Origin of the sequence: Panacagrimonas perspica (assembly GCF_004364935.1) — a bacterium.
GTDB lineage: Bacteria > Pseudomonadota > Gammaproteobacteria > Nevskiales > Nevskiaceae > Panacagrimonas > Panacagrimonas perspica.
The window spans coordinates 1,210,109-1,227,166 of the sequence record NZ_SOBT01000008.1; the positions used below are offsets into that span (position 1 = coordinate 1,210,109).

16 protein-coding genes and 1 pseudogene are annotated in these 17,058 nt (G+C 65.1%); 8 read left to right on the top strand and 9 right to left on the bottom strand.

The genetic code is table 11. The features are described 5' to 3' along the window. Positions 1–26: 26 nt before the first annotated feature. The gene (locus DFR24_RS05440) at positions 27–812 is read right to left on the bottom strand and encodes an ADYC domain-containing protein (RefSeq protein ID WP_133880293.1); all 786 of its coding nucleotides are present in this window, start codon (positions 810–812) and stop codon (positions 27–29) included. Between the two features lie 353 nt (positions 813–1,165). Here DFR24_RS05440 and DFR24_RS05445 point away from each other — a divergent pair, with 353 nt between their 5' ends. Continuing rightward, the gene (locus DFR24_RS05445) at positions 1,166–1,999 is read left to right on the top strand and encodes a class I SAM-dependent methyltransferase (RefSeq protein ID WP_133880294.1); all 834 of its coding nucleotides are present in this window, start codon (positions 1,166–1,168) and stop codon (positions 1,997–1,999) included. A 107-nt stretch (positions 2,000–2,106) separates the two neighbouring features. On the opposite strand, the gene DFR24_RS05450 is transcribed toward DFR24_RS05445, so the two are convergent. Beyond that, a complete protein-coding gene (locus tag DFR24_RS05450) occupies positions 2,107–2,481 on the bottom strand; it encodes a nuclear transport factor 2 family protein (RefSeq protein WP_133880295.1) in 375 nt (124 codons plus the stop codon). Between the two features lie 197 nt (positions 2,482–2,678). Further along, positions 2,679–3,002, bottom strand: coding sequence for a hypothetical protein (locus tag DFR24_RS24860; protein WP_246051629.1), 324 nt, complete (start codon positions 3,000–3,002; stop codon positions 2,679–2,681). On the opposite strand from DFR24_RS24860, the pseudogene DFR24_RS05455 reads away from it, so the two are divergent. Beyond that, a pseudogene (locus DFR24_RS05455) lies at positions 2,916–3,597 on the top strand (alpha/beta hydrolase). The gene DFR24_RS24860 and the pseudogene DFR24_RS05455 overlap by 87 nt on opposite strands. Positions 3,598–3,718: 121 nt before the next feature. On the opposite strand, the gene DFR24_RS05460 reads toward DFR24_RS05455, so the two are convergent. Next, positions 3,719–4,969, bottom strand: a complete 1,251-nt coding sequence (locus tag DFR24_RS05460; protein ID WP_133880297.1) for a CaiB/BaiF CoA transferase family protein — start codon at positions 4,967–4,969, stop codon at positions 3,719–3,721. Between the two features lie 254 nt (positions 4,970–5,223). On the opposite strand from DFR24_RS05460, the gene DFR24_RS05465 reads away from it, so the two are divergent. Continuing rightward, on the top strand, positions 5,224–6,273 hold the full coding sequence (locus DFR24_RS05465; protein WP_133880298.1) for a zinc-dependent alcohol dehydrogenase: 1,050 nt from the start codon (positions 5,224–5,226) through the stop codon (positions 6,271–6,273). Positions 6,274–6,288: 15 nt separating this feature from the next. On the opposite strand, the gene DFR24_RS05470 is transcribed toward DFR24_RS05465, so the two are convergent. The 3 genes from DFR24_RS05470 to DFR24_RS05480 form a co-directional block, all read right to left on the bottom strand. Continuing rightward, entirely contained in the window at positions 6,289–7,482 is a 1,194-nt protein-coding gene (locus DFR24_RS05470) for an acyl-CoA dehydrogenase family protein (protein WP_133880299.1), read from the bottom strand. Between the two features lie 73 nt (positions 7,483–7,555). Then, positions 7,556–8,545 carry an alpha/beta hydrolase gene (locus DFR24_RS05475; RefSeq protein ID WP_133880300.1) on the bottom strand — a complete coding sequence of 330 codons (990 nt, stop codon included), beginning with the start codon at positions 8,543–8,545 and terminating at the stop codon, positions 7,556–7,558. Between the two features lie 93 nt (positions 8,546–8,638). Continuing rightward, positions 8,639–9,331, bottom strand: coding sequence for a TetR/AcrR family transcriptional regulator (locus DFR24_RS05480; RefSeq protein ID WP_162851062.1), 693 nt, complete (start codon positions 9,329–9,331; stop codon positions 8,639–8,641). A gap of 163 nt (positions 9,332–9,494) precedes the next feature. Between DFR24_RS05480 and DFR24_RS05485 the strand changes: the two genes are divergently transcribed. The 4 genes from DFR24_RS05485 to DFR24_RS25310 all read left to right on the top strand — a co-directional run bounded on the left by DFR24_RS05485 (position 9,495) and on the right by DFR24_RS25310 (position 11,739). Continuing rightward, complete coding sequence (locus DFR24_RS05485) at positions 9,495–10,787, top strand: aromatic ring-hydroxylating oxygenase subunit alpha (protein ID WP_162851063.1); 1,293 nt, start codon at positions 9,495–9,497, stop codon at positions 10,785–10,787. Further along, positions 10,784–11,146, top strand: coding sequence for a hypothetical protein (locus DFR24_RS05490; protein WP_133880303.1), 363 nt, complete (start codon positions 10,784–10,786; stop codon positions 11,144–11,146). Before DFR24_RS05485 ends, DFR24_RS05490 begins: the two co-directional genes overlap by 4 nt. A gap of 22 nt (positions 11,147–11,168) precedes the next feature. Further along, positions 11,169–11,483, top strand: a complete 315-nt coding sequence (locus DFR24_RS05495) for a 2Fe-2S iron-sulfur cluster-binding protein (RefSeq protein WP_133880304.1) — start codon at positions 11,169–11,171, stop codon at positions 11,481–11,483. Between the two features lie 85 nt (positions 11,484–11,568). Further along, positions 11,569–11,739 (top strand): transporter, encoded by a 171-nt coding sequence (locus DFR24_RS25310; protein ID WP_133880305.1) that lies wholly within the window; start codon positions 11,569–11,571, stop codon positions 11,737–11,739. A gap of 163 nt (positions 11,740–11,902) precedes the next feature. Here DFR24_RS25310 and DFR24_RS05505 read toward each other — a convergent pair whose 3' ends face one another. Continuing rightward, positions 11,903–14,701 carry a PAS domain-containing protein gene (locus DFR24_RS05505; RefSeq protein ID WP_133880306.1) on the bottom strand — a complete coding sequence of 933 codons (2,799 nt, stop codon included), beginning with the start codon at positions 14,699–14,701 and terminating at the stop codon, positions 11,903–11,905. Between the two features lie 485 nt (positions 14,702–15,186). Between DFR24_RS05505 and DFR24_RS05510 the strand changes: the two genes are divergently transcribed. Further along, positions 15,187–15,777, top strand: coding sequence for a hypothetical protein (locus tag DFR24_RS05510; protein WP_133880307.1), 591 nt, complete (start codon positions 15,187–15,189; stop codon positions 15,775–15,777). Between the two features lie 120 nt (positions 15,778–15,897). Here DFR24_RS05510 and DFR24_RS05515 read toward each other — a convergent pair whose 3' ends face one another. Next, positions 15,898–17,022, bottom strand: coding sequence for an alkane 1-monooxygenase (locus DFR24_RS05515; protein WP_162851064.1), 1,125 nt, complete (start codon positions 17,020–17,022; stop codon positions 15,898–15,900). Between the last annotated feature and the right edge of the window lie 36 nt (positions 17,023–17,058).

The following is a 17,058-nucleotide window of genomic DNA, read 5'->3' on the forward strand; positions in this document are numbered from 1 at the left end:
TGGCCCCCATCTGCCCTAGGGCTACCTCATCGACCTACCCGTGGCGACACCCGCGACGCGCTGAAGATCAATGCGCCGTCCGCCTTCGCGGACGCCTCCGTGCACACCACCGACCGTCGCGCGAGGTCCGGGCTGCTGGCCAGGATCGTCTCCCGCGTGCCGTATTCGGGCCAGCGGACATGCGCCACGCACACCGCGCCATCCGGCGACCAGCCGGCCTCGAAGACGTAATCCGCTGACGGTGCTGCCTCCTGTTGCCAGCGAACGGCGGCGTCGTGGAATTTGATGAAGGTGCCGGGCTTGGTGTGCGGCGAGCCGTCACCGGCATAGTCGGCGCGGATCATGCGGACACAGGCTGCGAAGTAAGGCGCGAGATTCTCGCCGTTGTGGCCAAGACCCCAGGGCTTGTAGCCGTAGCGGATGCACTTGGCGATGGCGCCGGAAGAGCAGGTCAGGCTGACCGCGCCCGTATGGCTCGCCTGCCCTGCGCCTGGGCCGACCGGGATTCCCCAGGTCTCACCTTCGAAATTGGGCTCGCAGGCGCTGTGCCACTGCCCGCTCACGTCCCTGCGTTCGAACTCGTGACGAAGGATTTCGGTGTCGTCAGGGTCAGGCGAAATCCGCACCAGGCGTACCGCCTCGGCCTTGCCGCCGATCACGACGTTCACGGTCATGCCCTGCAGTTCGACGCCTTTCAGCGGTCGCTGATCCGGACGTTGCAGGACGAAGGCGGTGCCCTCGACCGTCAGACCGGGCGTCGCCACCAGATCGTCCGCACTCACGGCGCCGGTGGCAGTCGCGAACAGCACCATGAGCGCCCGGCCACTGGTCGGTGCACTCCGAGCCCGTGCGGCACGTCTTTCGTGCGCGCCGCTCACGCTGCTTCGCTCATTTGAAAAGAGCCTCCCCGGGCCCGGATCCGTTCACCTGAGCCTATCAGGCGATCGAGCGGGAATGGTCGCGGAAAAGCCGCTTGAAAAAACGCGCTCGATACCCCCGCAAGCGGGACGGGTCCGTCCACGAGCAGACGCGCCTCCCGTGCCGGCTCGCCGCGCGGGATCAGCCAGCACCTGGCCCTGTCCCGATGCAGGCCCACGCCTGAGGTACATCGACCGGCGCTCTCGAATCAGACCGCTTAGGCTTGCGCACCCTTTCGAGATTCCCCATGCACAAGCCCGGATGGCCGTTGTTGACACTGCCTGTTTACGACGCGCTGGTGAAGGCGCGCGACGCAGGGCACGAACGGCTGGACGTGTCCCTCGACCTCGGACGTTCGATGCATCCGGTGCGCGTCGACCCGGACCGTTGGCACGCCGATGGGGCGCCCTACCCGTTCCCGCAGCGATGCAAGGACCGCACGATCTATCACTGGGATGGCGAATCCTTCGAGGTGGTCTCCCGTTTCGGCACGTCGCTGCTCAAACTGGTGCCGACCGATTGGGGGCCGCCGACGTTCGAGATCGACGGCATCAAGATGTTGCCGACATCGAAGATCTCGCCCTTCGAAGACGCCGCCGCGAAAGTGCGGCTGATCGAGCCGCGCGGGAAGACCGTGCTCGACACTTGCGGCGGACTGGGCTACTTCGCGCACTGGTGCCTGGCCGGCGACGCCGAGCGCGTACAGTCCTTCGAGAAGAATCCGGACGTGCTGTGGCTTCGCACCGTCAATCCATGGTCTCCGGGGTCCGATGATCCACGACTGGATCTGCGGCTCGGCGACGTGTCCGAAAGCATTGCGACGCTGCCCGCTGCCTCGGTCGATGCGGTTCTGCACGACCCGCCGCGCTTCGGGATTGCGGGTGAACTGTATTCGCAGGCGTTCTATGACCACGTGGCGCGGGTTCTTCGCCCGCGTGGCCGATTGTTTCACTACACCGGTTCACCGAATCGGCTGACCAGCGGGCGCGATGTGCCGCAGGAAGTCAGCGTCCGTCTGAAACGGGCCGGATTCACGACCGAGGTGATCGGCGACGGCGTGCTGGCGCGCCTGGGTCGATGAACGGAATCTCCGTCGAAGGGCTTGCTCGGGCGAGCGCGAGGATGTCCGGTCCGGAGGATCTCCCGATCGAGGAATCGCGATCAGGTCATCGTCGCGCGATCAAGCACTCAGTGCCGTACGTCCGTCCTGAACACTTTCTGGACGACGGTCCATTGCCCTTCGATCTTCAGGAACGACAGGTAATCGGTGAAGAACGATGGCGGGATCGCGCAGTTTAGTTTTACGAACGCCATTCCTTCGGACGCGATATCGATCTGGAGAATCGAATCGTGTCGCGCCAGCCCTCTCTCGGCGGGGGACTTGCGTGCCCTGACGTCGCTGAGCCATTGATCGCGGGGAAGGATCTGGAGTGCGCCCCCCTTCTCGTACGTCAACGCGCTGGTGGGATGAAACACGCTGGCGAGCTTCTCCGCGTCACCATGGTGAAGGCCATCGAGATACGTCCACACGGCTTTCGTTATCGCGCTCTCGTCCTCTGACATGAATCGCTCTCCGGTCGTCGATCATCGTTGATGACGGACGGATCGTAACGGCTTCTTCCCGAGAGCCCCAATCCCCGGTCACGCACCGGCCGCTGACGGCGCATCGCAGCCGACAGGTCGAGCCAAGACGCAGCGGGGCTTGCTTGGGAGATTCGGGCTTCGCCGTGACGCGGAATCGACCTCGCGTCGCAGAGCCCCTATCGCACCGGCCGCCGGAGCCCGACATGTCGCAACAGCAGCTCGACGTCATCATCAACGACCTGCAGGCTGTCTTCAGCACCTGGGGCGACGTGTCCCTGGCGCAGATGCGGCGCGAATGGGACGAGGTGTTCTCGAAGAGCCGCTGCGACGTCGGCGCGAAAATCGAGAAGATCGATGCGGGCGGTGTCCCCGCCCTGCGTGTCACCGCCAAAGGCGCCCAAACGAACCGCGTGGTGCTGTACTACCACGGAGGCGGCTATATCTTCGGATCCCCGACGTCGCACCAGGATCTCGGCGAATACCTTTCGCAGGCCGCGCAATCGCCGGTCATCCTGCTGGACTATCGATTGGCGCCGGAGAATCCGTTCCCCGCTAGACGATGCTCGCGCCGCCTACCGCTGGCTCCTGGATTCGGGTTTCAAGCCGGAGCAGATCGCCATTGCGGGCGACTCCGCGGGAGGCAATCTCGTGTTCACCTCCCTTTTCTCGATTCGCCAGCACCAGTTGCCGTTACCGGCCTGCGCGGTCCCGCTATCGCCGTGGACGGACATGGAATGCACCGGCGAGACCTTCATCACGAAGGCGGATGTGGATCCGATGGTCCACAAGGCGTTCACGCGCAAGCTTTCGGATCTCTACGCACCGGGCGCGAACCTGCGAGATCCGCTCGTGTCACCGCTGTACGGCGACCTGAAGGGTTTGCCGCCCTTGCTGATCCAGGTGGGCGACCGCGAGACCTTGCTCGATGACAGCCGACGCATCGCGGAGCGGGCCAGGCAAGCCGGCGTCGACGTGACGCTGGAAATCGAACCCGGGCAGGTGCACGTCTTCCAGATCTTCGCGGCGCGTCTCGACGAAGGGCGAGCAGCGATCGTCAGGATGGGAGACTTCATCCGCAAGCACACGCACGGCTGATGCGGGCTCGCGAAAACGAAGGGAGCCTCGTGCTCCCTTCGTTCGTCGTGTCACTCGACGACGCGCACGCGAGTGCTGCGCGCAGGCAGCACATCTCGTCGCCGATGACGCCGTGCGTCGCTCACGCTGTTCCCCGGTCCGTCACCGCGCCCGATCGCATCAGCGCCTCCACCTCGTCGCGGCCGATGCCGAGCCAGTCTTCCAGAACCTCGATCGTGTGCTCGCCCAGGCGAGGCGGCATCCGCGAGAAGCGAGAGGGCGTTCGCGACAAGGCGCCGGGATAGGACACGGACGGGATCCTGACGCCGTCTTCTCTTACGAAATGATGGACCGTGCCGCGCGCGGCGATCATCGGCTCGGAGAACGCCTGGGCCACCGTGTTGACCGGTCCGCACGGAACGTTGCGGCCCGACAGCGTGGACACCAGCTCGGCCACGGTCCGCTTGCGGATGACGTCGCCCAGCGCGTCCACCAGCGCTTCCCGGTTGATCACGCGCAGGCGATTCGTCAGAAAGCGCGCGTCCTGCGCAAAGCCGTCCATTCCGAGCGCGGAACACAGCGCAACGAACTGCGTGTTGTTGCCCACCGCGACGACGACCGGTCCGTCGCTGGCATCGAACACCTGGTACGGCACGACCGCGGGATGGGTATTTCCCATGCGGCCGGGGGACGCCCCGCTGACCAGATAACTCAGCCCCTGGTTGGCCAGCATCGTGATCTGCGTGTCGAACAACGAGCAGTCGATGTGCTGCCCCTCGCCCGTGCGCTCGGCGTGACGCAAGGCGACCAGAATGCTGACCGCGGCGTACATCCCGGTCGACAGATCCGCCATCGCCACGCCGGGCTTGGTCGGCGGCCCGTCCTTCTCGCCGGTGACGCTCATCATTCCGCCCATCGCCTGGGCGATGAAGTCGTAGCCCGGCCGATCGGAGTTGGGGCCGCTCTGGCCAAAGCCCGTGATCGAGCAATAGACGAGGCGCGGATTCACGCGCTTCAGGTCTTCGTAGGCCAGGCCGTACTTCTTCAGGCCGCCGGCCTTGAAGTTCTCCACGACCACGTCGGCATGCGCCGCAAGACGCCGGATGAGATCGGCCCCTTCCTGTGTCGCCAGATTGATGACGGCGGATCGCTTGTTCCGGTTGCACGACAGGTAATAGGCGCTCTCGCCGACGCCGTCCTGGCCGTCTTCGCCCGGAAGATTCGGCGGCCCCCATGTGCGCGTGTCGTCGCCGCTGCCGGGCGGCTCCACCTTGAGGATGTCCGCGCCGAAGTCGCCGAGGATCTGCGTGCACCAGGGTCCGGCGAGCACGCGCGACAGATCCAGGACCTTGATGCCGGCCAGCGCCTGGACTCCCTGTCCGTCACTTCTCATCGCGTCCCATCCATCGCTTCCTGCTTCTGCTCGGAGATTCGTTGCATCGCGCGCGTACTCGGGATGCCCGGAATCCGGCGCCTCTTTGATTGCCCGTCCGCCCCGTGTACCACGACTCGGTATCGGGAAGAGCGCGATCTGCTGCAGCGGGTCGGCCCCTTCGGAATCCTCCTAATGGTTTCGATGGATGGCGGTGGTGTAAACCGGCAACGAGTGGCCGACGATTCGGCGTCTGGCGAAAGAAGGAGCGTTCCATGAAGGCAGTGATCTACGGCGGCAAGGGCAAGATCAACGTCGAGAACATCGACGAGCCGAAGCTGCGCAACGATACCGACGTCCTGGTGCGGGTGAAGGCGGCGTCGATCTGCGGAACCGACGTGCGCCTCTACTGGGGCACGATGAACGACATGTTCGGCTACGAGGCCGGCGACGCGATGGGGCACGAATTCGCCGGCGTCGTCGAGGAAGTCGGCAAGGCGGTGCACAATTTCAAGAAGGGACAGCGTGTCGTGTCGCCGTTCTCCACGCATTGCGGCCACTGCTACTACTGCGAGCGCGACCACATCACGCATTGCGAGAAGCTCACGGCCTTCGGTCTGGGCAAGCACTGGGGATCGCTGGGCGGTGGCCAGGCCGAGTTGGTCTGCGTGCCGAACGCCGATCGCACGCTGCTCGCACTCGACGATCGCGTCTCCGACGAACACGCCACCGTGCTGCCCGACGTCCTGACCGGCGTCTTCGCCAGCTTCGAAGGCATGCGTGGCGGCTCGTCGGTGGCGATCCTGGGCTGCGGTCCGGTGGGACTGGCTTCCGTGATGTGCGCGCGACTGCTTGGCGCCGGGCCGATCTTCGCGATCGATCACCACGAGAACCGGCTCGCCATTGCGGCCAAACTCGGCGCGATCCCGATCAACTTCGACCAGCAGGATCCGGTCGACGCGGTGAAGTCGCAGACGGGCGGTCGCGGCGCCGACATCGCCACCGACACCGTCGGCAAAATCGGATCGGTCAACCTGGCCTATCCGCTGGTGCGCCCGCGCGGCGTGCTGAAGATGCTCGGCTACATCGATCCGAAGGAACAGATTCCGATCGGCCCTGCCTCGCTCGCGCACATCACGCTCGAGCCCTGCTTGGTGCCGCCGATCCGTCGATATCAGCCGCGCGTGATGAAGCTGATCGCCGACGGCAAACTCGACCCGACGCCGCTGCTGAGCCACACGATGCCGCTGTCCGAAGCACCGCTGGCCTACAAGATGATGGGCGAGCGGCTCGATGGTGCGATCAAGATCGTGCTCAAGCCCTGAATCTATAGGGGCCCCTCACAGCGGATTCTGCGATGGCAGGCCGAGCGCGATGCGTCCGGTCTGCTCGGTGATGCGATCGACGTGCCCGAGGATATGCAGCGGCATCGCCTGGAAATCCCGGTAGCGCCGCTCGAACACCGTGCCTTCGCGCAGGCCGTTGCCGCCCAGGACGCGCAGGATCAGCTTCATGGCTTCCTCGCACATCGTGACGGCCTGCATGCCGGCGCCGGTCTGCCGGAAGTAATCGGCTTCCGTCGGCGGTACGCCCGCTTCGATACGGGCGTCGGTCTCCCTCATTGCGGCATACGCCGTGTCGATCGCCGCGTTGACGAGTGCACGGGCGCGTCCGAGGTTGACGTGAATCGTCGGGCGATCGGCCATTTTGGTGCCGAAGATGGCGATGCGATCCCGGATCGCGGATGCCGTCTCGCCCAGCGATGCCTCCGCCACTCCGGCCGCCATGGCGCCGAGGAACATCACCGTCAGACCCACCCAGTCCTCGCGATAGCGTGCACCGACCACCGGGTAATTTGGATCGCGCAGATGCTCTCGATGGCGCAGCGGCCAGGGCGCGACCCGCGTGGCGGGAACCTGCAGCTCTTCGTAATGGATGTCGTCCGTGGCGGAGGCACGCAGGCTCATGCCGTTCCAGGTCTCGTCGATGCGAACCTGCGGTTGGTGCAGATCGGCCACCGTGAATCGGAACGTCTCCTGGCCCGGCGTCGCGAAGACGACGCCCGCCCAGTCCGCGTAGCGTCCGCCCGATCCGAACGCAGCCTTGCCCTTGAGGGTGACCGTGCCATCGCTCTCAAGCCCCACGACTTCCGACGACGCGCCGGCCGGGAAGCAGAACCACTGCCGCCTGGAGACGGCTTCCCGCAGGAATCCGAGATGAGCGGGGCCCAGCAGGCCGGCGAAATGGTGGAACGTCACCAGGTGATTCCACAGGCACCATGCCGTCGAGCCGCAGCGCGGAGCGATCGCGCGAAGCTCGTCGGCGATCTTCACGATGCTCCCGTTCAGCCCGCCGATCTCCGGGCTCGCCGACAGACGCATGATGTCGTTCTGCTTGATCCGGGCGATCAGACCGGGAGCCAGGGATCGCGTCCTGTCCGCCTCGGCCGCCTGCGCGGCGATCTCCTGCAGCAGCGGCGCAATGTAGGTGGGCTCTGCGTGAACCTGGCCCAGCGTGCTCGAAATGTCGGTCATGGCTGAACTCCGCGTGCGGGTGACGGAACGGTGCGTTGATCTGACGCGCGGCCCGCGCCGCACGCCAGGCCGATCAGGTCACGGCAAACGCCCGCTGGAGTGCGGATATGCGCTCGTTCGACATGCGACGCGTGCTGGGAGCTCCAGGGTTGAACATGTCGCTCGCGTGATAACACCCAGGATGGACGTGGAGCTCGCAGGGGACGCCTGCCTTCAGCAGGCGGCTGGCGTAGTCGATGCATTCATCCCGGAACACTTCGAGCTCGCCCACCTGCATCAAGGCCGGCGGCAGGCCGCTGAGGTCGGTCGCCCTGGCGGGCGCTGCGTGATACGGAACGTCCGCCGTCCCCGCACGCGCGCCGAGAACAGCCTTCCATGCAGCGATGTTCATGCGACCTCCCCAACTGGGGACGTCCGCGAATTCGACGGCCGACGGGGTGAGGTTGCGGTCGTCGAGCATCGGGTAGATCAGGAGCTGGTAGCAGATCGCGGGGCCGCCGCGGTCCCGCGCGATCAGCACCGTGGCCGCTGCCAGGATGCCGCCGCCGCTGCGCCCGCCGACCGCGATTCGAGCGGGATCCACGCCGACCGAGGCCGCTGCGCCCGCAAGCCACTTCAAGCCTTGGTAGCAATCTTCCACGCCTTCCGGATACGGATGCTCCGGGGCCAGCCGATACTCGACCGAGACGACGATGCAGTTCAGCTCCCGCGCGTAGTGGGAACAGTCGGGATCGTCATAACGCGTGGCGCCGACCACCATTCCGCCGCCGTGGATCCAGTACAGGCACGGCAGCAATCCCTGCGCGGACTTCGGGTGATAGAGCCGAAGCTTCAGCGCGCCCTGCCCGTCCGTCGACTCGACGGTGCGCTCGGTGATGGCGATGTCGTCGTATCGCGGAGCCGCAGCTACTCCCGCTTCGAAGTACGGGTCGAGATGGGCGCGGATGGCATCCATGCTGCCGCGATCGAAATCACGGATGACGCCGAAAGCGATCTTGAAGAAGTCGAGACCGGGCTGAAGTTCCGGCAGCACACGGCTCTCGAACGTTTTCTTTGGCGTCATCTTCGTTTCTCCGTCGAATGCCTCGAAGTCTGCGCCACCTGACGTAAAGAACTTGTCAGGACTGGTCGCGATCCGCGGCACGGCGCGATCTCCTTACGCGTCCGGCGCACCCTCGAATGCGCGCAGCTCCCGATGCGCCTTGCGCAGCTCCTTCATCAGCCGCTCGCGTTCCGGTGGATCTCCCAGAGCCAGGAGCCGCAGCAGGATTCCATAGCGGACCTGCACACCGAAGCGCTCGTCGCTCAGTTCCTTCTGCACCCACAGGTCGAGTACGCCGGCAAAGAAGATCTGGTATTCCCGGGCGAGGTCGAACAGTCCGATCCCCTTGGGAAGGCGCTTCGCATCCTCCAGCGCTTTCAGCCGGCCGGCCCAGAACTTCAGTGCCCGGTTCATCAGCAACGGCCGATGCTCCGGTTCGAATACGCCGAGCTCGAATCGCCACAGCGGGCGCAGGTAGTCCGAGTCGCTGGTGTACACCCGCGCCACCGCTTCGGCCGCAGCGAGCGCCTGGCCGTACGGCCCCTCCGCGAGGGGCACGCGCGTCGCGGCTTCGAGCTGATCCATCGTCCGGTTCAGCAGCGCGTACAGGATCGTCCCTTTCGAACCGATCAGGTTGTAGAGCGTCGCCACGCTGACGTCGGCGCGCAGCGCGAGCATGCCGACCGAGAAATCCGTCGATCCCGTTTCCCGGACGAGCGCTTCCGCGGCCGTGAGGATCGCTTCGCGCCGCCCCTCCTTCTGCTGCTCGCGCGCAGCTGGCCAAACCACCGGTGTTTGCTTCGACATGGTCCTCGGGCACGACCGCCCTGGGTGGGCGCCAGCGCGAAGCTTGCCGCATTCGCCCGCCGACGGGCGGCCGTTGCCATGCTCTATAAGCCGTTTTAGCATGCGTTCTAATTATACGGATGCCGGCACGTTGCCGATCACCCGAACGAAGAACGGAGGAGTCATGCGTACGAACTTCACACAGGCGGCGGGCCTGGGCACGGAGCCGCTCTCGTTCGAGCCCTACCGCTCGCAGGCGTACTTCGAGCTGGAACGCGAGAAGATCTTCCGGCGGACCTGGCTGATCATGGGGCGCGTCGAAGACCTGCCCAACGCCGGCGACTACATCGTCAAGGAAGTGGAGATCTGCAACGCGTCGATCCTGATCACGCGGCAGGCCAGTGGCGCTGTCCGCGCCTTCCACAACATCTGCTCGCATCGCGGCAACCAGGTGGTCTGGGACTCCAAAGGTTCGCGCAAGACGATGTTCCGCTGCCCGTACCACAACTGGACGTACGGCAACGACGGCAAGCTGCTGGCCATCAGCGACGAGAAGATGTTCTTCGGCGTCGACAAGAAGAAGTGCGGCCTGGACACGGTGCACTGCGATGTCTGGGACGGCTGGATCTTCATCAATCTCAACCCCGAGAACCGCATGACGCTGCGCGAGTATCTCGGGTCGATGGGCAATTTCCTGTCCGGCATTCCATATCCGAACGCACATCGCTCGATCAAGATCCAGGCCCACCTGAAGTGCAACTGGAAGTTTCTGATCGACGCGTTCAGCGAGGCGTATCACATCCCCGTGCTGCACTCGAAGACGATCGGCCCGACGTTCTCGAACAAGAGCAACCCGCTGGCGCATCTGCAGAACGCCGAGTTCTTCGGGCCGCACCAGTCCATCTCGCTGTTCGGTAATCCGGACTACAAACCCGAAGAAGCCGCGCTGGTCGAGAAGCTCGCCTACTCGGGCATGGTGTCCGAGAACGTGCTGGCGGCCAACCAGAGCGAGGACACGGCCGACCTGCGTTCGCATCGCAGCGTCAACCCGGGCAAGTCCCCGACCTGGTCGATGGACATCAACGAGATCTTTCCGAACTTCCACCTCGACGTGGCCGGCGGCGGCTTCTGGACGCACGAGATCTGGCCGATCACGCAGGACAGTTCGCGCTACGAGATGCGCTTCTTCGTGCCAGAGCCGAAGACGGTGCGCGAAGCGTTCCACCAGGAGCACTACATCGCGCGCTTGGCCGACGTCGTTCTGGAAGATCTTGCGAACGTCGAGCGGACGCACAAGGGCGTCGCGGCACGCGTGAAGAACGAGATGGTGCTGCAGGAGCACGAGGTGCTCATCCGGCGGATGCTCAAGGTGCACGAGGAGTTCGAGCAGTCCGAGACGCTGGAGGAAGCGATGAAGCGCTGTGCGTGGGCTGACAGCGACACCGTGCCCGAGCCGGCGCTGGAGAACTGCGCATGAGGAACGTCGCGACCGTGCCACCGGGCGAGCGAGCCCTGCCCGCCGGCTTCGAGGACATCGAGCCCTTCGTGTCCTACTGGGCCGTGGCGGGACAGAACGAGCGCCGCTACCAGCGCTGCGACACCACGTTCGACGAGGTCCGCCGCTTCTACGATGCGATGCTGCCGCGCGCCGACGATGCGATGAAACACCTCGCCGACTTCCCGTTGCGCGACATGCCCGGTCCGGAAGCCCGCCTGATGCGCCTGGTGCTGTCGCTGGCCCAGGCCTCGATGGCCGTGGAAGTCCAGGGAGGGGCTCGCGTACCCAACGCCCCCTGGCCGGACACGGTCCGGATTCTCACCGAAGAGACCCTCTGAATCTCCGGCCGGGGTCTGCGCGATGCCTGTGATTCACGTGACCAACCGCAAGGGCGTGTCATCCACGCTCGAAGCGGAAGTCGGAGTACCGCTGATGGAAGCGCTTCGCGAACACGGCGACGTCGAGGCCCTGTGCGGCGGCAACTGCGCCTGCGCGACCTGCCATGTGCACATCGACGAACGCTGGATCGAACGAGTCGGGTCCGCGGGACCCGACGAGATGACGCTGCTGGACTACAGCATGGAGAAGCGTCCCACCTCGCGCTTGAGCTGCCAGGTGCAGATGGTCGAGGCGTTCGATGGCCTGCAGCTTCACATCGCGGCGAGCGAAGGTTGATGCCCGCGGTACGTAGACGTTCGTGACCGAGCGTCCGAAGAGAGGCTAACGCAAAGGCGCAAGCCCGCCCGTTCGATGCAAGACGGTGCAAGTCGAGGACGACCGACCGTCAGGTCGGGTCATCGAAGACCGCAGGACGCGCAAGTTCGCCATCGGGCCGAAGCTCGGCTACTGGCCGAGTCCTACCGTCGCGGTGTATGCGCAGATCCAGAAAGAATACGACGTACGAAATGCGCCTCGTGGCGAGTATTACTGACTGATGTTCGCGTGCCCTCTCGGCGGCTGAACTTTCTGCGAGCCCGGAAGCAGTCCGGCTGAGAGCGATCCGCGCCGCACGAGCCGGAGCGATCCGCCAACGGCGGCGTCTTCGGTCACGCGCATCTCGCAGGGCGCTCCATTGCTGCGAACGCCCCCGTGCTTCAGCTCGGCTCCGAAGGTGAACGGTCTCCGAGGCGGCCTTCTGCCAGCGCCGTGGCATCGGTCTTCAAGTCGATCGTGAGATGGGCGATCGGCGTCGGCGTCACGATCACGGGTTCGGTCGCAGGCTCGGCATGCGCAGAATCCGTGTTCGGCCCTGTCACCGTACGCAGCAGGTCCACGAGTTCTTCGTACTGTGGCGGCTTCACGAAGTGCGCGTTGAAACCTGCGTCCTCGGTCTTGCGGCGGTCTTCGGCCTGGCCCCAACCGGTGAGCGCGATGATGAGCATGCCGCCTCCAAAAGGCTGCGCACGCAGCTGGCGGCAGGTCTCGAAGCCGTCCATGCGCGGCATGCCGATATCCAGGATCGCGGCCACCGGATGATGGAGCGCAGCCGCTTCGAGCGCCTGCTGCCCGTCGAGCGCGACCACCACGCGATGGCCTTCCAGGCGCAACAGCACAGCCAGGCTCTCGGCTGCGTCTTCGTTGTCGTCGGCAACCAGCACGCAGGCCTGGGATTGCTCGGGCGTCTGGCGATCGTTTACCTCGACTGCCTTGAGGTGTCTCGCGGGAGCCATCGGGAGGCGCACGCGAAACACGCTGCCCTTGCCGGCACCCCGGCTCTCTGCGCTGATGGTGCCGCCGTGCAATTCGATGATGCTGCGTACCAGCGACAGACCGATGCCCAGACCGCGGCGAGCGTGCGCGGCCTGAGCGGGTGCCTGCCAGAACAGATCGAACAGCATCGGCATCTGTTCGGAGGTGATGCCAAGGCCGCTGTCCTCCACTTCCGCTTCGACCTGGAAGCCCACCCTGCGCAGGCTCACGCGAATCTTCTGGCCGCGGGCGCTGAACTTGGCCGCGTTGTTCAGAAGATTGGCGAAGACCTGCGCAAGACGGAACAGGTCGCCGTGCACCTCGAGCGTGGGATCCGCGCCTTCGATCACCAGGCTCTGACCCGCGTTGATGACGAAGGCCTCGACCATTTCCTGAGCCAGATCGAGTGCGGTCGACAAGCTCATGCGCTGGCGGTTGAGTTCGAGCTTGCCGTGCTGGATCCGCGAGATGTCGAGCAGATCATCGAGCAGCCGGCTCACATGACCCAGCTGGCGATCCATCATCGCCTGCGTGCGACCCCAGCCCGGATCCGGAATGTTCAGACGCTTGAGCACTTCGAGACCGTTGCGCAGCGGCGCCAGCGGATTGCGCAGCTCGTGCGCCAGCGTGGCGAGGAAGGCGTCCTTTCGCTGATCTTCCTCGCGTCGCTGCGCCTCGAGCGCGACCTGACTCGCGATGTCCGTGTGAGTGCCGAACCACTGCAGCACCTCGCCCTTGTCGTCCGTCAGCGGAACGACCTTCATCAGGAAGGGACGAAAGGCGCCGTCGCGTCCGCGCAGCGAAAAGACCAGTTCGATCTCGCCGGTCTGCCGAAGTCCGGAAGACCAGGTCTGGAGCAACGAGGATAACTGTGCGGGCTCGACGACCAGCTGCCAGCCGTTGTCGGCGAAGTCCTTCGAGGTGATGCCGGTGTAGTCGAGCCAGCGCCGGTTGAACCAATCCACCGTTCCATCGCGGCGCGCCGTCCAGGCCAGCTGCGGAATGGAGTCCGCCATCTTGTGGAAGCGCGATTCGCTGTCCTTGAGCTCGCGTTCGACGCGCACACGAGTCGTGACGTCGAGCGACACACCGCCCACCAGGGGCTTGCCGCTCGCGTCGTGAACCGGAAACTTGTAGGTGAGGAAGGTCTTGTCCTTTCCGGGCGGTCCCTGCGTCTCGTAGAACTCCGTCGTCTTTCCGGTGGCCAGAACCTGCAGATCGTTCGTCCGCAAATGAGCCGCATGCTCGGCGCCCAGCAGGTCGGCATCGCGCAGGCCGACGATCTGCCCGGCGCTCATGCCGAACCTCTCCTCGACAGCGGTATTGACGAAGACGTAACGACCTTCGTCGTCCTTGATGTACGCCGCAGCCGGGAAGTGGCGCATGAACGCTTCGAAGCGCTCCTGCACCACCCGGATCGCCTGCTCGGCCTGCAGGCGATCCGAGATGTCCACGGCCGATCCCGTCAGGTGACGCACGCCGCTTTCGGGATTAGTGCGAACGTGTGCCCGACTCATCAGCCAGCGCGTGCGGCCATCGCGCGACTGCATGCGGAACTGGTGTTCATAGCCCGTACCGCTGTCGATCGCGCTCCGGATGGCGGATTCGACGCCCGCGCGATCGTCGGGATGCACCAGATCGTAGAAGCGCTCGATCGGGTCCCTGTCGAGGCCATAGGAGGACTTCGCACCTTGGGAACGTACGATCTGGTTGGACTGGAGATCCCAGTCCCAGGCGATCATCTTGCCCGCCTCGAGAGCCAACTCGAATCGCTGGTGCAGGTCGGCCATCGCCTGCTGCGCCAGCCGGGCTTCGGCAGCCCGCTGCCGCTCGTTCGCCTGGGCGCGGTGCATCGCCGCACAAACCCCGCAGACGGCGAGCGCCGGCACCGCGAAGAGCGACAGCCGGACCAGGTCCACCGGTGTCGAGAAGATGGTGTTGGTGGCCGGGATGACCGGGATCCAGTGAAAAACGCAGCCGGTGACCACACCCGTGATGACGCCTGCCACCCCGCCACGTGCCCAGGCGGCGATCAGCACACCCAGCAACGCAGGAACGAAAGTCGGACGGTTCTCGAGCGCAGGGACCAGCGCGGCGTGCAGCGCCACGGCGGCGCCCGTCGACGCAAGGATCACCGCCACGGTCACCAGCAGCGATCGTGGCCCGCCTGGTTCCGAAACCTTCCTGCCAACCGCGTCGCCCATGCAGCGCTTTCCCGTTTGAATGTTCAGAAGATCGACGTCCCACGCGGATCAGGAAGCGGGCGCCAATCGTGTGTCGAACGGCGGGACATGCCGGCGGCATGGGAGATAGTGCCAAAGCCGGAGCAGTCGCTCCACTGGCGCGAGCCGCTATTTTTCTGGTGCAGGCCCACCTCATTTCTCGGCGACGATGCGACGGCCCGACCATACGTGGAAGCACGTCGGCTTCCGCGGATGGAAACGCCAGCAAGGACGAGCAGTAGACGATCGGAAGACGGATGCGCAAGGCAATTTGCGATCCATCCTTTCAGTTTGCATGGTGGCCTTTTCTGACGATCGGCGACGTCGTCGTGGCGTCGAGCGTTCGCGACCGTCGTGGCACGAATGTTCGGGGGCCTCCACACCCGGTACTCGTATTCGCTCCCGGCAGCGCGGCACGGATGCTGCTACCACCGCGCGAAGCGGCTCATCGAGCGAGAGACATCCGCATGCGACAGATTCTCAACTTCGCGGCCGTCACCATCATCTCTCCCGTTTGCTTCCTGTTTTTTCGAGAGGCACTCGGATTGCCGTCGTCCTCCGCAATTCCGCTCTGCCTCGTTGCGGGCATGACGGCATTCCATGCCCTTGCCAATCACGTGGGTTTGCAGCGAGCGTCGTTGCGTCTGTATCGGGCGTTGCGACGCCGGCGCTGCCAGTTGCGAACTTCGGAAGCGTCGTCCGCCATGCTGATGTGGGGCACCTACGCCGCGCTCGCGCTGATGACCGTCGGACAGATCATGTCGCCGGAGAGCGTGGAGCTGCCGGGCCGCGACGTCGGACCGAAAGCGGCAAGCAGCAGGAATGCCATCCACGTGGCGTCGAACGCGGCGCTCGCCGACGGCATGTCGCCAGCGACCCCGCTTGCGATCGATCGCGCGGCGGGGTCGCGGGGAATGAACGCCGCTCGGCGGCTTCAACGCCCGGCCACAGCTCCGCCTGGACCCGAACAGGAGTCTGCTTTTTGCCCCCGATGCCGCGACTGGTTGAAGACGTTCCTCACGGCCATCTCGGCACCCGGATCTTCACGCGATATGTGAGGAACACCCCGCAGGATTCCTTGCGGGGAAAAGACGGCTCGCTCGCGGATCAGCAGCGGATGCGCTTTTCGTTGTTGTCCGACGTTCCCGGTATTCCAGGCGCGTTGTCGGCTTTGGCGATCAGCAGCCCACCGTCGCCGCCTTGCCCGCCTTGTCGCCCGCTTCGCCGATCCAGTCGGGCCATCCGGCGCGCTTGTTCTGTTCGCGCGCCAGCGTGCGTTCTTCGGCGGTGGCGTACTCGAGATCCCAGCGTTTGAGCGCCGGCATGATGATCCGGCGGTGCCAGAGCGGCGGGATCAACGCGACGAAGAAGCACGTGAACAGGCTCGGCATCGGAATCGCTTCGGGATGTGGCACGAGCTTGTTGTAGGGCATGTACGAATCCTGGTGATGCCCGGCGTGATTCGTGATCTCGAACGATACGATGCGCGACAGCTCGCTCATGTGATTCCAGACGTGGCGGTTGCCGATGCGCGAGCCTTCGACGCGGATCAGGCCGTAATGCTGGAAATAGTTGAACGACTCGATCCACAGGCGCGCGGCGAGCATGCCGGTGACCGTGAGTGCCACACCCGCCCAGCCGCCGACGAGGAAGATCAGGCCCTGGAAGACGAGCATGACACCGACCCACGACCAGGTCCGGTTGCGCCAGTTCCAGAACGACAGGCCGCGCTTGTTGAGCGCCCTCTTCTCGAGCCGGAAGCCGATGCTGAAGCTCACGTACAGCTCGTGCAGCGCGAACCAGTACAGCGTCTGCCCGCGCGGCGCGGTGTCGCCATCCTCCGGCGTGCAGACGTCGATGTGGTGGCCGACGATGTGGCCGATGTCGCGGATGCCGTCGAACATGCAGATCTGCGAGATCTGTCCGAGCACGCGCGAAGCCTTGTGCCGGCGATGCCACAACTCGTGCGCGGCGGGCCCGCCGGGAACCACCGAGATCCACATCAGCGAAGCGATGCTGCCGACGATCTGCATCGTCGTCAGCTCGTTGTTGGCGATGTGGTGTGCCGCGAAGAAGTAGATCGCGAGCGATCCGATCGCCGCCATCCACACGGGTGCCGTCGCCAGGAAGTTGTTGGTCATGCGCCGCGGCCGCATGTTGCGCGGCAGCAGCGCGTCGATCGCGGCCAGGATCGGGAATGTGGCGATGCCGAGCCACACCCAGTCGCCACCCAGCACGAATCCCGCGATGCCGGCGGCGACCAGACCGTTGGGAATTAGCCAGAACTTCAGATAGTCCGTCATGACACGTCTCCTCTTGTGCTCACTTGGTGGCGAAAA

Bases quoted from the DNA above. Each gene is read 5' to 3' on its own strand.
- DFR24_RS05440 (WP_133880293.1), bottom strand. From the start codon at position 812: ATGGTGCTGTTCGCGACTGCCACCGGCGCCGTGAGTGCGGACGATCTG.
- DFR24_RS05445 (WP_133880294.1), top strand. From the start codon at position 1,166: ATGCACAAGCCCGGATGGCCGTTGTTGACACTGCCTGTTTACGACGCG.
- DFR24_RS05450 (WP_133880295.1), bottom strand. From the start codon at position 2,481: ATGTCAGAGGACGAGAGCGCGATAACGAAAGCCGTGTGGACGTATCTC.
- DFR24_RS05460 (WP_133880297.1), bottom strand. From the start codon at position 4,969: ATGAGAAGTGACGGACAGGGAGTCCAGGCGCTGGCCGGCATCAAGGTC.
- DFR24_RS05465 (WP_133880298.1), top strand. From the start codon at position 5,224: ATGAAGGCAGTGATCTACGGCGGCAAGGGCAAGATCAACGTCGAGAAC.
- DFR24_RS05470 (WP_133880299.1), bottom strand. From the start codon at position 7,482: ATGACCGACATTTCGAGCACGCTGGGCCAGGTTCACGCAGAGCCCACC.
- DFR24_RS05475 (WP_133880300.1), bottom strand. From the start codon at position 8,545: ATGACGCCAAAGAAAACGTTCGAGAGCCGTGTGCTGCCGGAACTTCAG.
- DFR24_RS05480 (WP_162851062.1), bottom strand. From the start codon at position 9,331: ATGTCGAAGCAAACACCGGTGGTTTGGCCAGCTGCGCGCGAGCAGCAG.
- DFR24_RS05485 (WP_162851063.1), top strand. From the start codon at position 9,495: ATGCGTACGAACTTCACACAGGCGGCGGGCCTGGGCACGGAGCCGCTC.
- DFR24_RS05490 (WP_133880303.1), top strand. From the start codon at position 10,784: ATGAGGAACGTCGCGACCGTGCCACCGGGCGAGCGAGCCCTGCCCGCC.
- DFR24_RS05495 (WP_133880304.1), top strand. From the start codon at position 11,169: ATGCCTGTGATTCACGTGACCAACCGCAAGGGCGTGTCATCCACGCTC.
- DFR24_RS05505 (WP_133880306.1), bottom strand. From the start codon at position 14,701: ATGGGCGACGCGGTTGGCAGGAAGGTTTCGGAACCAGGCGGGCCACGA.
- DFR24_RS05510 (WP_133880307.1), top strand. From the start codon at position 15,187: ATGCGACAGATTCTCAACTTCGCGGCCGTCACCATCATCTCTCCCGTT.
- DFR24_RS05515 (WP_162851064.1), bottom strand. From the start codon at position 17,022: ATGACGGACTATCTGAAGTTCTGGCTAATTCCCAACGGTCTGGTCGCC.